This is a genomic window from Carboxylicivirga linearis (assembly GCF_018271995.1).
Classification (GTDB): Bacteria; Bacteroidota; Bacteroidia; order Bacteroidales; family Marinilabiliaceae; genus Carboxylicivirga; species Carboxylicivirga linearis.
The window spans coordinates 189,974-205,365 of sequence record NZ_JAGUCO010000002.1; the positions used below are offsets into that span (position 1 = coordinate 189,974).

Sequence of the window (15,392 nt, forward strand, 5' to 3'; positions counted from 1 at the left end):
GAAATGTGCAATTTTCAGAATATTACGGTTTTAACAATATAACCACAAAAAGAGTTAAAGGTTTTTTTTTATATTTTAAAACCAATGTTAACTTTGTAAGGAAAAATTTGGTTTATGACAGATCCAAATAGCGAATTGATTGTTGATTTAAAGAACAAAATAAATAAACTGGTTGCCCGGTACAAAGGTCTGGAAGCAGAGGTGAAGTTATTAGAGGAGGAGAAAGGACGCTTAACCGAACAATTGGAGTTGGTTAATAAAGATTATACCAACCTGGAGCAACGTTTCAACAATTTAAAATTAACGAAAGACTTGGTTACAGGTACCTCAGAGGCAACTGATACCAAGAAAAGGATCAACCAAATTGTGCGGGAAATTGATAAGTGTATTGCACTGTTAAACCGTTAAGCTGAAACAATGGACGATAAACTCTCAATACGAGTAAATGTAGCAGACCGTTTTTATCCTTTACGAATTGATCGTAAGGATGAAGAGCGCATTCGTCTGGCAGCTAAATTGATTAACGATAAGGTTTTACAATATAAACAACGCTACTCTGATAAAGATGTACAGGATTTCTTGGCAATGGCCTCGCTTCAGTACGTAATCAAATTATTAGAGTTAGAAAACCGACATGATGTAGACCCAATGATTGAGGCTGTTCGTGAATTGAACGATCAATTAGAGGACATCTTGTCTGACAAATCAGATCAGGTTTTTTAATTAGTTTATTGTAGCTTACAATATACCCGCATTATATGTGCTTCTCTGAATGTTTTCAGACTAGGACATTATGATGCGGTTTTTTTATATATATAAATCGATAAAGATGGGAATTGAAATAACAATTGGTATTGTTTCATTTCTGTTTGGAGGCCTTATAACATGGCTGTTAATAACAAAGGCTCTTAAATCCAGAAGTGAAAAGATCATAAAAGAAGCGGAGGCGGAAGCCGAGGTGATCAAGAAGGATAAGATCCTTCAGGCCAAAGAGAAATTTTTACAGTTACGTTCGGAGCATGAAAAAGAGATTAACAACAGAAACTCAAAAATTGTCTCTGCCGAAAACAGAATTAAACAAAAAGAAAGCTCTTTAGCACAGAAACTTGAGGAACAAGCACGTAAGCGTAAGGAAGTTGATGCAATTCGTGATAATCTTACTGCTCAATTAGAATTGGTTGAGAAGCGTGAATCAGATGTTCAGCATATGCATAAGCAACAAGTTGAGCAGTTGGAAGCTATTTCAGGCATGTCAGGTGAGGAAGCTAAAGAAATGTTGATTGAAAGTATGAAAGCAGAGGCAAAAACCGAAGCAATGTCATACATCAATGACATTATGGATGAAGCTAAGATCAATGCCAGTAAGGAAGCTAAACGTATTGTTCTGCAAACTGTACAACGTGTATCTACTGAAACTGCTATTGAAAATTCAGTAACTGTTTTCCACATTGATTCCGATGAGATGAAAGGTCGTATCATTGGACGTGAAGGACGTAACATTCGTGCTCTCGAGGCTGCTACAGGGGTTGAAATTATTGTGGACGATACACCGGAAGCAATTGTACTTTCAGCTTTTGATCCTATGCGTCGCGAGATTGCCCGTTTGGCTTTACATCAATTGGTAACAGACGGTCGTATTCACCCTGCTCGTATCGAAGAGGTAGTGAATAAAGTTCGCAAGCAGGTTGAAGAAGAAATTATTGAAACAGGTAAACGAACTGCCATTGATTTAGGAATTCACGGGTTACACTCTGAGTTGATTAAATTGGTTGGTAAGATGAAGTATCGTTCGTCATACGGACAGAACTTGTTACAACACTCGCGTGAAACAGCTAATCTTTGTGCTATCATGGCATCGGAATTAGGCTTGAATCCTAAACGTGCTAAACGTGCCGGTTTATTGCATGATATTGGTAAGGTGTCGGATGAAGATCCGGAATTACCACACGCAATATTAGGTATGAAGTTGGCTGAGAAATATAAAGAAAAAGCAGATATCTGCAATGCCATTGGAGCTCACCACGATGAAGTGGAAATGACAACTATGATTGCTCCAATTATTCAGGTTTGTGATGCTATTTCCGGTGCTCGTCCAGGTGCTCGTCGCGAGATTGTAGAAGCTTATATTAAGCGTTTGAAAGATCTTGAGTCAATGGCTTTAGCCTATCCGGGAGTAATGAAAACATACGCTATTCAAGCCGGTCGTGAGTTACGTGTTATTGTTGGCGCTGAAAAAACTTCAGATAAAGAAGCCGAAGAGTTATCATACGATATTGCGCGAAAAATTCAAACTGAAATGACGTATCCTGGTCAGGTTAAAATTACTGTAATCAGAGAAACACGTGCGATCAGTTATGCGAAATAGTAAATAGAATTAAGATATTTTAAAAGCGGCAATTATGCCGCTTTTTTTACGTTCGTCATTAAAAAACTGTTTTTTATAAAACTTATTGATTCAGAATAGGAAAGCAAAATATTAGCTTCTTATTTTTACAGGTATTAAAACCAAATACGACGTGAGAAAACTTGAAAATAAGGCAGTTTTAGTAACTGGAGGAGCTGGTTTTATTGGCTCCAATTTAGTAGAGACTTTATTAAATCAGAATAATAAAGTGGTTTGTTTGGACAACTTTGCCACAGGCAAACGAATTAATATTGAACCTTTTTTATCAAACTCCAACTTTACTCTTATTGAAGGAGATATTCGGAATCTGGAGGATTGTCAAAATGCTGTAGAAGGAATGGATGTTGTTCTCCATCAGGCTGCATTAGGTTCTGTGCCACGTTCAATCAAAGATCCTATTACTTCCAATGATGTGAACGTGGGAGGTTTTGTAAATATGTTAGTAGCAGCACGAGATGCAGGGGTGAAGCGTTTTGTTTACGCAGCCAGTTCATCAACTTATGGGGATAGTAAGAATATGCCTAAAGTTGAACATATTATTGGTAAGCCATTGTCGCCTTATGCTATCACAAAATATGTAAACGAATTATATGCTGATGTTTTTGCGCGTCTTTATGATATGCAAATCATTGGATTAAGGTACTTCAATGTATTTGGTCGTCGACAAGATCCGGATGGAGCTTATGCGGCAGTTATACCAAAATTTGTTAAATTGCTGGTCGAAAAACAATCCCCCGTTATCAACGGAGACGGTACTTTTTCGCGTGATTTTACTTATATTGAGAATGTTATTCAGGCCAATCAACTGGCAGCAACTGTTGAAAGCGACGAAGCTGTTAACACAGTTTATAATGTTGCCTATGGTGAGCGAACTACATTAAACGAGTTGGTAAGCTGGCTAAAAGAATTTCTATCTGATTTTGATAAAGAAATAGCGGAGGTAGAAATTGTTTATGGTCCTGAGCGAACAGGAGATATACCTCATAGCTTGGCATCCATTGAAAAAGGACGCTCATTATTAGGATATAACCCTCAGTATAGTATTAAGGAAGGATTAAAAGAAGCCATAAGTTGGTACTGGAATAATTTAAAATAATCGAGAAAAAAACATTATGCCAAAGGTTGCATTAATTACAGGTGTAACAGGTCAGGATGGAGCCTACCTGTCTGAGTTTTTATTGAAAAAAGGATACATTGTTCACGGCCTAAAACGTCGTTCAAGTTTATTTAACACCGATCGTATTGATCATTTGTATCAGGATCCACATGTTGAAAATCGTAATTTCACCTTGCATTATGGTGATTTAACAGATTCAACCAACCTGATACGTATTATTCAGGAAGTTCAACCAGATGAGATATATAATCTGGCTGCAATGAGTCATGTGAAGGTAAGTTTTGATACGCCTGAATATACTGCAAATGCTGATGGTATTGGAACTTTACGAATATTAGAAGCTATTCGCTTATTAGGATTAACTGAGAAAACAAGAGTTTACCAGGCTTCAACATCAGAACTATATGGATTGGTGCAGGAAGTGCCTCAATCAGAAAGAACTCCATTTTATCCTCGTAGTCCATATGCTGTGGCCAAAATGTATGCCTATTGGATTACAGTAAATTACCGTGAAGCTTACAATATGTATGCATGTAATGGTATTTTATTTAATCATGAGAGCCCATTACGTGGTGAAACATTTGTAACACGTAAAATTACGCGAGCAGTCGCCAAAATTGGTTTGGGCATGCAAGACTGCTTGTATTTAGGTAATATGGATTCGAAACGTGATTGGGGACATGCAAAAGACTATATCAAAGCAATGTGGTTAATACTTCAACAAGATAAACCAGAGGATTATGTGATTGCTACCGGTGTAACAACTACGGTACGCGATTTTGTTAGTATGGCATTCTCTGAAGTAGGCATTGAAATAGAATTTAAAGGAGAAGCTGAAAATGAGGTGGGATATGTCAAAGCATGTAATAATCCTGAATTTCAAGTTGAAGTAGGTACCGAAGTCGTAAAAGTAGATCCTCGTTATTATCGTCCAACAGAGGTTGATTTGTTGATTGGTGACCCAACCAAATCAAATGAAAAATTAGGCTGGAAACCAGAATATGATTTAGCAGGTTTAGTTAAAGATATGATGGAGTCAGATGTGAAATTGATGCAAAAGGATAAGTATCTTCGCGAAGGAGGATATGAAACATTGAACTATTTCGAGTAATGGATAAGAATGCAAAGATATATATAGCCGGCCATAGAGGATTGGTCGGCTCTGCTATTTTAAGAGAACTACAAAAAGAAGGTTATACCAACTTTGTCACAAAAACTCGTGCTGAGCTGGATTTGTTAGATCAAAAGGCTGTTTCTGAATTTTTCAAACAAGAGAAACCTGATTATGTATTTTTAGCAGCAGCTAAGGTTGGCGGTATCATGGCTAATAATACCTACCGTGGAGCGTTTATATATGAAAATCTTCAAATTCAGAATAATATTATCCACTCAGCATATGAATCAGGAGTAAAGAAGCTACTCTTTTTGGGGAGTTCTTGTATCTATCCTAAAAATGCTCCTCAACCTTTAAAAGAAGATTATCTTTTAAGTGAGGAGTTGGAATATACCAACGAACCTTATGCTATTGCAAAGATTGCCGGGATAAAAATGTGCGAATCATACAATTTACAGTATGGTACCGATTATATTTCAGTAATGCCAACCAATCTTTATGGTCCAAATGATAATTACAATCTGGAAACCAGTCATGTTTTACCAGCATTAATACGTAAAATGCATTTGGGTAAACTTTTAAAAGCTAATGATTGGAGTAGTATTGATATTGATTTGAACAACCGACCTATTGAGGGAGTATCGGGTACATCAAGCCAGGAAGAAAAACTGGCAATTTTGGAAAAATACGGAATTTATCTGAAGGATAATTCTGTGGTGATTACTTTATGGGGTAGTGGTAAGCCAATGCGTGAGTTTCTTCACTCTGATGATATGGCAGCTGCTTGTATTTATGTGATGAATAACATTTCGTTTGATGATGTTGCTGAAGGAAAAACAGAAGTAAGAAACACACATGTTAATATTGGCTGTGGTGAAGATTTAACCATTAAAGATTTAGCTTTAACCATTAAAGAAGTAGTTGATTATGATGGCGAATTAGTTTGGGATGCTGATAAACCTGATGGTACAATGCGTAAGCTAATGGACGTTTCTAAATTAGAAAAATTGGGATGGAAAGCAACTATATCATTAAAAGACGGTATCGCAAACGTTTACGGAAAATATTGTGAATAATAAGTTGAAAATTACTCGGTGAAAAAAGTATATTTGGAAAAAATACCAATCTAATGAAGAAATTATTAAATATTTTAACCGTTGGACTTTTAGCTTTATCAGTCACCAGTAGTTGTAAAAAAAGTGATGATCCTGGACCAGATGAGCAAGCTCCCACTATAGAGTTTACTAAACCCAGTGCTGATGGTTCAACAGTTTACTATAGAGGAATGTCAATGGATTTTTCTGCAACATTTCGTGATGATAGAGCATTGAAACAATGCCAGGTTAACATTAGTTATAATAGTGTAACACCTTCATCAATACTAAAAGGAATAGGTTCACCTTGGGGACCTGCTGAAAATGGAGATAGTGATGTTTTTCTCTTTGACGGAGAAAAAGAAGAGACCATTTCAACCAATTTATTCGATGAGGATATAGAAATAGCTTGTTTAGCTGGTGAATATACACTTACATTTGTTGTGATGGATGAGTCGGAAAATACATTCACTACCACTGTAGATGTTACTATAGAATAGATTATCAGAAATTACCAATACAAAAGGGCTTGTTGCCCTTTTTTTATTCTGTAAAAAATAAAAGACAAATATGTACGATTTTGATAGAATAATTGATAGATCAGAAACAAACACATACAAGTTTGATTTAAGAAAAAGTTATTTTGGAGAGGAAGATGTAATTCCATTGTGGGTAGCAGATATGGATTTTGCCGCAGCACCTGAAATACATGCAGAAATTCAAAAACGTGCAGCTCACGAGATATTCGGATACACAATCCGTAAAGATGATTTTAACGAAGCGATTAAGGATTGGTGTGAGTATAAACATGCCTGGAAGATTCAAACAGATTGTATTGAGTATTCACCGGGTGTAGTGCCGGCTTTAGCATTTTCTATTTTAGGCCTAACAGAACCCGGAGATGGAGTCATTATCAATACACCTGTTTATCCACCATTTCATTCAGTGGTGACGAGTAATGGCAGAGAATTAATAAAAAACTCATTAATTCAAGAAAACGGAAAATATGTTTTCGACTTTGATAGTTTTGAACAAGAAGCAGCCAAACCGTCAACCAAACTGTTTATACTTTGTAATCCGCATAATCCAGTAGGAAGAGCATGGACAAAAGAAGAACTTCTAAAAATTCATGAAATTTGTATAAAACATAACGTAGTGGTTTTGGCTGATGAAATTCACTCAGATTTGGTGTGGTGGGGGAAGCAGCACAATGCTTTTGCCTTATTAAACGATGAAGCTGCAGCTAATAGTCTCACTTTCATGGCTCCATCTAAAACATTTAACATTGCCGGTTTTAATACCTCATATGTTATTTCATCTAACCCTAAGTTGTTAGCAGCTTATAGAAATACACAAAACAGGCTTCAGGTACATCTGGGACATGTATTTAGCAGTTTGGCTTTAACATCGGCATATAATTTAGGTAGACCATGGTTAAAAGAATTAACTACATATATTGAAGACAATATTCAATTTGTTGATTCATTTCTAAAAAGTAACCTACCTGAAATCCAGATGCAAATACCGGATGCAACCTATTTACTTTGGTTGAATTTTGCTGAATGGAATATGAGTCAAAAAGAATTAAAAGACCATCTGGTTAAAAAAGCTAAAGTTGGATTAAATGATGGGATGACATTTGGAGCAGAAGGGAAAGGATACATGCGATTAAATGTTGCCAGTCCGCGTTCTATTCTTCATGAGGCATTGGAAAGAATAGTAGCTACCAAACCTGTTTAGCACCAAAACTGGTAAAAATGGCTTTTTTGATGAAATGGAATAAATACATTTTGCTCATACTAACATTTGTTATTATGGCTGGCTGTAGTGTGATGCTAAAGAATAAAAAAATAAGGACAGAATCTAACAGTTTGATTTTTACAGATTGCGATACACTTGTATTTCAGGTTTCATCAAAAAAGCACCTTATTGATTCCATCGCTTGCAATGATTCAATTCAAACGGTGGATAACAGCACTTTTAAATATGCCCTAAATCATCTGCAAGGAGGTTTTCATTCACTTAAATTTGATTTTCATTTATCCAATGGAAAGAGCAAGTTGATTAAACAAGATGTTGTTATTTTGGCCAATACTCCTCCGGAAATAATTGAATTTGTAGATTATAAGCAAATCAACTACAATCAATCGATGTTCACGCAAGGGCTTGAACTTCATAACGGAGTGTTGTATCAGTCCGGTGGCAAATATGGAGAATCAACCATCAACAAAATCAACGTGCAAACCGGTGAAATAGAAAAGCAAGTAAACCTTGATTCCAAATTTTTTGCAGAGGGTTTAACATTTGTCAATGATACAATTTACCTTCTAACATGGAAAGAACGTACCCTTTTAAAGTACGATCAGGATTTGAATTTGATTGATCAAATGCCATATCAGTTGGAAGGTTGGGGATTTTGTTTTAATGGAACTCATTTAATTGCCTCAGATGGATCATCCACCATCTATTTTATTGATCCCATTTCGTTGCAAATAGTAAAGCAATTGAATGTATATAACCATAAACAAACGGTTAAGATGATAAATGAACTGGAGTGGGTGAATGGTTTTCTTATAGCAAACATCTGGGGGAAGGACTATGCTGTTGTGATTGATCCTGATACTGGAAAAGTACTATTTCACATTGATTTTTCCGGGATAATCAACAAATATGATTTATGGGGTAAGGGGGTACTCAATGGTATTGCTTACAATCATAAAAACAAAAAGCTCTATTTTACCGGCAAAAACTGGCCTTACTATTTTGCATGTGATTTACCTCAAGAACTTCAAAAAGTGAAACAATGAAACGAATTTTAGTTTGTTGCGATTCATTTAAAGGAACACTATCATCTTTTGAAGTGAATGAAATTATTTTAAATGAATTAACAAAGGCGGGATATCATAGCAGCACACTTCCAATGGCAGATGGAGGAGAAGGTTCGTTAGATATAATTAATTCGCATTTAGACGTTAAGTGTATTGAGGTTGATACTTATTCTGCAGATCATTCAAAAATACGATCTCATTACTATTCTTTCAATGATAAAGCTTTTATTGACGTAACAGGGGCCAATGGCTTAACCATGATAGATCCATTGAATAGAAAGCCATTAAAATTAAGTTCATATGGTACTGGTTTGATCTTCAAACATGCGCTTGAACAAGGGATTAAAGAGTTTGATCTTTTTCTGGGGGGAAGTGCAACTGTAGATGGAGGAATGGGACTTGTATGTGGTTTGTTAGGTGAGCCTATACCTAATGGAAATCCTTTGGTACATATAGATAGATCGTTGGTTCCATCAGCCAAAATAGCTATGGATGGGATCGCTATAAATGTAATTACGGATGTAAACAACCTAATTCTTGGACCTCAGGGAGCGGCTACTATTTTTGGTCCGCAAAAAGGAGCTTCTCCTGAAGAAGTTCAGGTGCTGGAGGATGCAATGCAGCATTGGGTTGAAATGTTGGAATCCATTTCAAATAATAACTTGCAAACAATCCCTGGACTAGGTGCTGCCGGTGGATTGGCTTTGCCGTTTACAGCTTTTGCAAAAAGTGAGGTGATTAATGGGTATAACTATTTTAGCTCTTTACTGAATTACAATAAAGCAATTGATGAGTGTGATATAGTAATTACCGGCGAGGGGTGTATAGACTATCAGACAATGATGGGAAAAGGTCCCGGAAGATTGGCGCAAATAGCTCGAGAAAAAGGCAAAATTGTTATAGGTATAGGAGGAATGGTAAAGTCTGAACCAGATGTCTTTAATAAAGTCTTTTCTACAACAACTTCTAATAAAAAGACAATTCTAAATGCCGCTGAGACCCGTCTAAAAACTACTATGATGAATGTCGTGGATTATCTGAAAAGTATTTAATTCCTAATATTCATTTTTCGGGTAAGCACCGGGTGTAAAAAAACCGCTAAGAGAATAACTGCGGTACCTATATAAAAACCAGCTGACATATATTCGCTTTGACCAAATATTGCAAAAGCCAGAAGTATACCATAAACAGGCTCCATATTTATAGCTAAAACAACAGAATATGCCGATAACACCTTCATAACATCAACTGCAGCAACAAAAGCATAGGCGGTGCAAATAACTCCTAATATCAAGACAAAAACAATATCCATTGTTGATGGTGGAACCATTTTTCCATTAAAAGTTCCTGTGAAAGCCAGAAAAATAGTAATAGCTGCAAAACCACTACCCATTTCGTAAAAGCTAATAGTTACCGGATGATGCTTATCAATAAACAATTTGTTAAGCACAGTAAATAAACCCGCCAGAAAAGCCGAAGTAAGTGCAGTTAGAATTCCTTTTAAATAGCCCAGTTCAAATTGAAATATAAGATATAAACCACTTATAATTATAATGCCTATTAATACTTCAATCCATTTAATTCTTTTTCGAAAGATGATAGGCTCTAAAAAACTGGCAAACAAGGTGGTTGAAGCCATGCATCCCAGTGTGACCGAAACATTAGATATTTTAACAGCACCAAAAAAAGTGATCCAGTGAAAAGCAACGACTAAACCAACTCCCATTATTTTAATGATGTTGTTTTTGCCTATTGCAAACGGAATACCTTTTAACCGCATAAAAATACCTAAAACAAGAGCTGCAATAAACATTCGGTACCAAACCAATTGGGGCGAAGGTAAACTAACAAGTTTGCCTAAGATGGCAGTGAACCCATAAAGTAAAACGACGAAATGGAGCTTGAAATGGCTTTTTAAAATGGTATTCATTCAAATGATTATTATAAGCCGCAAAAATAGAAATACTTATGCTTTTTCCTTTTGCATGTGAGTATTTATTAATGAAGAATTTTATCACTATTGTAAAGTCCAATAAATGAGAGTGCTGTAGGTATGTGTGCAAGTTTAATTGAATAATTAACAATTTTTATAAGTATGTGGATGTATAGATATATATACTTTTAGTTATTTTGTTTTCAATAAAGAATTTTTTCAATAAAAGAATCATGAAGAAAACATATGTCATTGTAGGGGGCGTTGCGGGTGGAGCAACCACAGCAGCTCGACTGCGCCGGGTTGATGAAAACGCTGAAATAATTATGCTCGAAAAAGGTCCACATATTTCGTATGCTAATTGTGGATTACCTTATTATATTGGTGGAGTTATTAAAGATCGTCAGAATTTGATGGTGCAAACACCCGAAAGTTTTAATTCATGGTTCAATATTGATATTCGTATTTATTCAGAGGTGAAGGCTGTTTTACCAGAAGAAAAAAAGGTAAGTGTACAAAACCTTCAGAGCGGAGAAGAGTATGAAATTTCGTATGATAAGTTGATACTTTCTCCAGGGGCTTCTCCAATTATTCCTCCCATAGAAGGAATTAAGCATAAAAATATATTTACTCTTCGTAATGTAGAAGATACCGATAAAATCAAAGCTTTTGTTGATGATGAAAAGCCTGCATCGGCAGTTGTTGTAGGAGCCGGTTTTATTGGTCTTGAGATGGCCGAAAATCTTCATCACAGAGGATTAAATGTAACCGTTGTAGAGGCTGCTCCTCAGGTAATGAATATGCTTGACGGTGAAATGGCAGCTGGCTTGCATCAGCATTTTAAGGAACACAATGTTGGTTTATATCTTAACAATGCCGTTAAAGCTTTTAAAGAGAATGCTCAGGGTAGTTTGGATGTTTGCCTTGCTGATGGCGATGTATTAAACGCTGATTTCATAATTCTTTCAATTGGTGTTCGTCCTGATAATAAGCTGGCAAAAAACGCGGGATTAAAAATTGGTGAAACTGGAGGCGTTTGGGTAAATGAATACCTTCAGACATCAGATGAAAATATATATGCTGTTGGCGATAGTATTGAATTTCCTCACCAGATCTCAAAAAAGCCAAGTTTGGCATTTTTGGCAGGACCAGCTAATAAACAAGGTCGGATTTTGGCTGATAACCTTACCTATGGTCATACTAAAAAATACAAAGGTTCAATCGGAACGGCAATAGCCAAAGTGTTTGATTTAACAGCAGGAATCACCGGTTTAGCTGATAAGAGTTTAAAAGCAGCCGGAATTAATTATGCCTCAACTATAGTAAATAACGGCTCTCATGCAGGTTATTACCCGGGAGCCATGCAGTTGACTACAAAAATCTCGTTTTGTCCTGAAACAGGTCGTTTATATGGAGCACAGATTGTAGGCTACAAAGGCGTTGATAAGCGTTTGGATATTCTGGCTACCATCATTAAAAATGAAGGAACTATTTACGATTTGCAGGAGGTTGAACATGCTTATGCACCGCCTTTTAGTTCGGCTAAAGATCCGGTCAATCAGGCAGGTTTTAATGCAGAAAACATTATGCGTGGTCTATTTAAACCGCTTTCAGCATATGAATTAAGCGAGACTGATTTTAGTCAAGTAACTTTGGTTGATACCCGGACAGCTGATGAATTTGCTTTGGGTGCCATTGAAGGAGCCATTAATATCCCGATTGATGCCATTCGTTCTAACCTAGATCGTATTCCAAAGGATAAAAAGGTGGTTCTTTATTGTGGAGTAGGCATGCGTGGTTATCTGGCAGCTCAAATTTTACGCCAGAATGGATATGAAGAAGTTTACAACCTTTCGGGAGGGTTAAAGGTGTTCAATAATTTCATAAAACCTCAGGGAAATCGTATTCAATTCTCAGAGTTTGAAGAAGTAAATCCCATTGAAATATCAAAGAATACTCCGGCCATTCAAACAGATGTATTAGAAGTAGATGCCTGTGGTTTGCAATGTCCGGGACCTATTATGAAGCTAAAATCGGAAATGGATAAGTTACCAACCGAAGGACAATTAATGATTAAAGCAAGCGATCCTGGTTTTTATAACGATGTAGCATCGTGGTGTAAGGTAACGGGTAACGATTTGCTTACCAGAGAAAAAGCAAATGGAGAAATTACAGCTATTATACGTAAAAACGATGTGTTGAAAGAAGGTTTCTCTGTTCAGGATAAAGGTGATAATAAAACACTGATTGTTTTTAGTGATGACATGGATCGTACACTAGCTTCTTTTGTTATTGCCAATGGTGCTGCAGCTATGGGTAAGAAAGTAACTATCTTCTTTACTTTTTGGGGACTTAATGTGATTAAGAAACCTCATAAACCCAAAGTGAAGAAAGGCGTAATGGATAAGATGTTTGACATTATGATGCCTAAACATAGCGGAGATTTGAAACTTTCGAATATGAATATGGGAGGTATGGGTGCCAAAATGATGAAAAAACGCATGAAAGATAAAAAAGTAGACTCATTGGATGTGATGATTCAAAATGCGGTTTCTTCTGGTATTAATTTGATTGCTTGCCAGATGAGTATGGATGTGATGGGTGTAAAGCAGGAAGAATTGATTGACGGAGTGAACATTGGAGGAGTTGCCAATTATCTGGAAGAAGCAGAAAAGTCAAATGTAAATTTATTTATCTAACGAATAGATATTTCAGTATGATTAAAAGGGGTGAAGGTGAATCAAAACATCTTCACCCTTTTTTCTGTTTCAAAGATTAATAAAAAGATGATGAGATGGGGTGAGATTTCAATTTCTCACTTAATTTTGTATTGTCTTCTTAAGAATGATCTAACTTAAATAGAAAAAAATGATAAAGCTTATGAAAAAATGGCCAGTATCATTGGGTTTAGTACTTGTTGTTGGTTTATTAATTTCTTGTGCTACAAATCCTATTACAGGTCGAAAGCAGTTGAATTTAGTCTCTGATTCAGAGGTGATGTCGATGAGTTTTTCTCAATACGAAGAGTTTTTGAAAGAAAATACTTTATCAACTGATCAGGAAAAAACAGCAACGATCAAAAAGGTAGGCAAAAAGATTGCTGCTGCTGTGGAAAAATACATGTCTGATAAAGGATATGCAAGCCAAATTGCCGGATTTGAATGGGAATTTAACTTGGTTGAAGATGAAACACCCAATGCCTGGTGTATGCCTGGTGGTAAAGTAGTTTTTTATACCGGTATTCTTCCTTATTGTGAGGATGAAACAGGTATTGCTGTGGTGATGGGGCACGAAATTGCTCACGCTGTAGCTAAACACGGAAGTGAACGAATGAGCCAACAAATGGCTGTACAATATGGAGGAACAGCTCTATCGGTAATGTTAGACGAAAAACCTGAACAAACGCAACAATTGGCATTGGCTGCCTTTGGTTTAGGATCGCAATATGGTATTATGTTACCTTTCTCGCGTGCACATGAAACCGAAGCCGATAAAATGGGTTTGATTTTTATGGCCATGGCGGGATACGATCCAAACGAAGCTGTTCCTTTCTGGCAGCGTATGTCGGATATGGGAGGTCAAAAAACACCGGAGTGGATGAGTACTCACCCTGCAGATGAAACAAGAGTAAGTGATTTGAAAGCTTATATGCCTGAAGCATTAAAATATTATAAGAAATAGCAGAACGGTCAATAATATGTAAATGCCCTTTAACGAGGGCATTTTTTTATGCATCATATTTTATAGTTACGCGGAATCCTGTAATAGATAATGGCGTCCTGTACTAAATTCAGATCTTCCTACACTGCAGGAGTCCGTAAATATGCTGCAGGATGATAAAAATACTTACAGGAAAGCCCAAAAGTCATGCAGGGCAGCGAAATATCTTATAGTTAAGTGTACTTAAGTATATAAAAAAGGGACTATAAAAGTCCCTTATCTGTATTTTAATTAGTTGTAAATGCACTGTTTAATAAGCTTTTTTGAGAAGTTTATATAAGATTAAACTTCTGCCTACTGTCTAAAAACTAATCAACTAATACTAAAACTCAGTAATTGTTTTTCTAATAGCTGTTAATCTGGTCATCAAACCTTCCATCAAATCGAGGTGAAGCATATTAGCTCCGTCTGACTTTGCATTAGCCGGATCAAAGTGAGTTTCGATAAATAAACCATCAACACCAACTGCAATTCCAGCACGACCAATTGTTTCGATTAGTTGAGGCTTCCCACCTGTAACACCGCTGCTTTGGTTTGGTTGCTGTAACGAGTGGGTTATATCCAAAACCACAGGTACATCAAACTGCTGCATGGTTGGAATACCGCGGAAATCAACCACCATATCCTGATAGCCAAACATATTACCTCTGTCTGTTAAAACAACCTGTTCATTGCCCGAGTCCTTTACTTTATTTACAGCAAATTGCATTGATTCGGCACTTAAAAACTGACCTTTTTTGATATTGACCACTTTTCCTGTTTCGGCAGCAGCCACTAATAAATCTGTTTGTCGACACAGAAAGGCAGGAATCTGCAATACATCAACATATTCGGCTGCCATAGCTGCTTCATTAGCTGCATGAATATCGGTAACCGTTGGTATATCAAAAGTCTCGCTTACTTTTCTAAGAATCTTCAAAGCTTTTTCGTCTCCAATTCCGCTAAAAGAATCAATGCGCGAACGGTTGGCTTTGCGATACGATCCTTTAAAAATGTAAGGGATTTTTAGCTTATCGGTAATGCTTACTACTTTTTCAGCAATGCGTAAAGCCATTTCTTCGCCTTCGATGGCGCAAGGTCCGGCCAATAAAAAGAAATTACCGCTATCGGTATGTTTTATTCGAGGTATTTTATTTATATCCATTGTTGTATTGTTGTTATTGACTCAATCTTTTTATTTCT

The 15,392-nt window shown here is 36.5% G+C and carries 14 protein-coding genes; 12 read left to right on the forward strand and 2 right to left on the reverse strand.

Going from position 1 to position 15,392, the window contains the following annotated elements:
* Positions 1-114: 114 nt before the first annotated feature.
* The 10 genes from KEM10_RS04175 to KEM10_RS04220 all read left to right on the forward strand — a co-directional run bounded on the left by KEM10_RS04175 (position 115) and on the right by KEM10_RS04220 (position 9,609).
* Positions 115-408 (forward strand): hypothetical protein, encoded by a 294-nt coding sequence (locus tag KEM10_RS04175; RefSeq protein ID WP_212213906.1) that lies wholly within the window; start codon positions 115-117, stop codon positions 406-408.
* A gap of 9 nt (positions 409-417) precedes the next feature.
* Positions 418-723, forward strand: a complete 306-nt coding sequence (locus tag KEM10_RS04180; protein WP_212213908.1) for a cell division protein ZapA — start codon at positions 418-420, stop codon at positions 721-723.
* 106 nt (positions 724-829) lie between these two features.
* The gene (gene rny, locus KEM10_RS04185) at positions 830-2,365 is read left to right on the forward strand and encodes a ribonuclease Y (RefSeq protein ID WP_212213911.1); all 1,536 of its coding nucleotides are present in this window, start codon (positions 830-832) and stop codon (positions 2,363-2,365) included.
* Positions 2,366-2,516: 151 nt separating this feature from the next.
* Positions 2,517-3,500, forward strand: coding sequence for an SDR family oxidoreductase (locus tag KEM10_RS04190; RefSeq protein WP_212213913.1), 984 nt, complete (start codon positions 2,517-2,519; stop codon positions 3,498-3,500).
* Between the two features lie 16 nt (positions 3,501-3,516).
* The gene (gene gmd, locus KEM10_RS04195) at positions 3,517-4,632 is read left to right on the forward strand and encodes a GDP-mannose 4,6-dehydratase (RefSeq protein WP_212213915.1); all 1,116 of its coding nucleotides are present in this window, start codon (positions 3,517-3,519) and stop codon (positions 4,630-4,632) included.
* Positions 4,632-5,711 (forward strand): GDP-L-fucose synthase family protein, encoded by a 1,080-nt coding sequence (locus KEM10_RS04200; protein WP_212213917.1) that lies wholly within the window; start codon positions 4,632-4,634, stop codon positions 5,709-5,711. Before gmd ends, KEM10_RS04200 begins: the two co-directional genes overlap by 1 nt.
* A 53-nt stretch (positions 5,712-5,764) precedes the next feature.
* Positions 5,765-6,229 carry a DUF4625 domain-containing protein gene (locus tag KEM10_RS04205; protein ID WP_212213919.1) on the forward strand — a complete coding sequence of 155 codons (465 nt, stop codon included), beginning with the start codon at positions 5,765-5,767 and terminating at the stop codon, positions 6,227-6,229.
* Between the two features lie 70 nt (positions 6,230-6,299).
* Complete coding sequence (locus tag KEM10_RS04210) at positions 6,300-7,469, forward strand: MalY/PatB family protein (RefSeq protein ID WP_212213921.1); 1,170 nt, start codon at positions 6,300-6,302, stop codon at positions 7,467-7,469.
* Positions 7,470-7,486: 17 nt separating this feature from the next.
* Positions 7,487-8,536 carry a glutaminyl-peptide cyclotransferase gene (locus KEM10_RS04215; RefSeq protein ID WP_212213922.1) on the forward strand — a complete coding sequence of 350 codons (1,050 nt, stop codon included), beginning with the start codon at positions 7,487-7,489 and terminating at the stop codon, positions 8,534-8,536.
* Positions 8,533-9,609 carry a glycerate kinase family protein gene (locus KEM10_RS04220; RefSeq protein ID WP_212213924.1) on the forward strand — a complete coding sequence of 359 codons (1,077 nt, stop codon included), beginning with the start codon at positions 8,533-8,535 and terminating at the stop codon, positions 9,607-9,609. The genes KEM10_RS04215 and KEM10_RS04220 overlap by 4 nt, the downstream gene beginning before the upstream one ends.
* Here the strand turns inward: KEM10_RS04220 and KEM10_RS04225 are convergent.
* Positions 9,606-10,487, reverse strand: coding sequence for a DMT family transporter (locus tag KEM10_RS04225; protein ID WP_212213926.1), 882 nt, complete (start codon positions 10,485-10,487; stop codon positions 9,606-9,608). The two genes, KEM10_RS04220 and KEM10_RS04225, sit on opposite strands and share 4 nt — an antisense overlap.
* A gap of 236 nt (positions 10,488-10,723) precedes the next feature.
* On the opposite strand from KEM10_RS04225, the gene KEM10_RS04230 reads away from it, so the two are divergent.
* Both KEM10_RS04230 and KEM10_RS04235 read left to right on the forward strand, forming a co-directional pair.
* A complete protein-coding gene (locus tag KEM10_RS04230) occupies positions 10,724-13,189 on the forward strand; it encodes an FAD-dependent oxidoreductase (RefSeq protein ID WP_212213927.1) in 2,466 nt (821 codons plus the stop codon).
* Between the two features lie 181 nt (positions 13,190-13,370).
* Positions 13,371-14,171, forward strand: coding sequence for a M48 family metallopeptidase (locus KEM10_RS04235; RefSeq protein ID WP_212213928.1), 801 nt, complete (start codon positions 13,371-13,373; stop codon positions 14,169-14,171).
* A gap of 361 nt (positions 14,172-14,532) precedes the next feature.
* Here the strand turns inward: KEM10_RS04235 and kdsA are convergent, their stop codons facing one another.
* Positions 14,533-15,354 (reverse strand): 3-deoxy-8-phosphooctulonate synthase, encoded by an 822-nt coding sequence (kdsA, locus tag KEM10_RS04240; protein ID WP_212213929.1) that lies wholly within the window; start codon positions 15,352-15,354, stop codon positions 14,533-14,535.
* Positions 15,355-15,392: the final 38 nt, after the last annotated feature.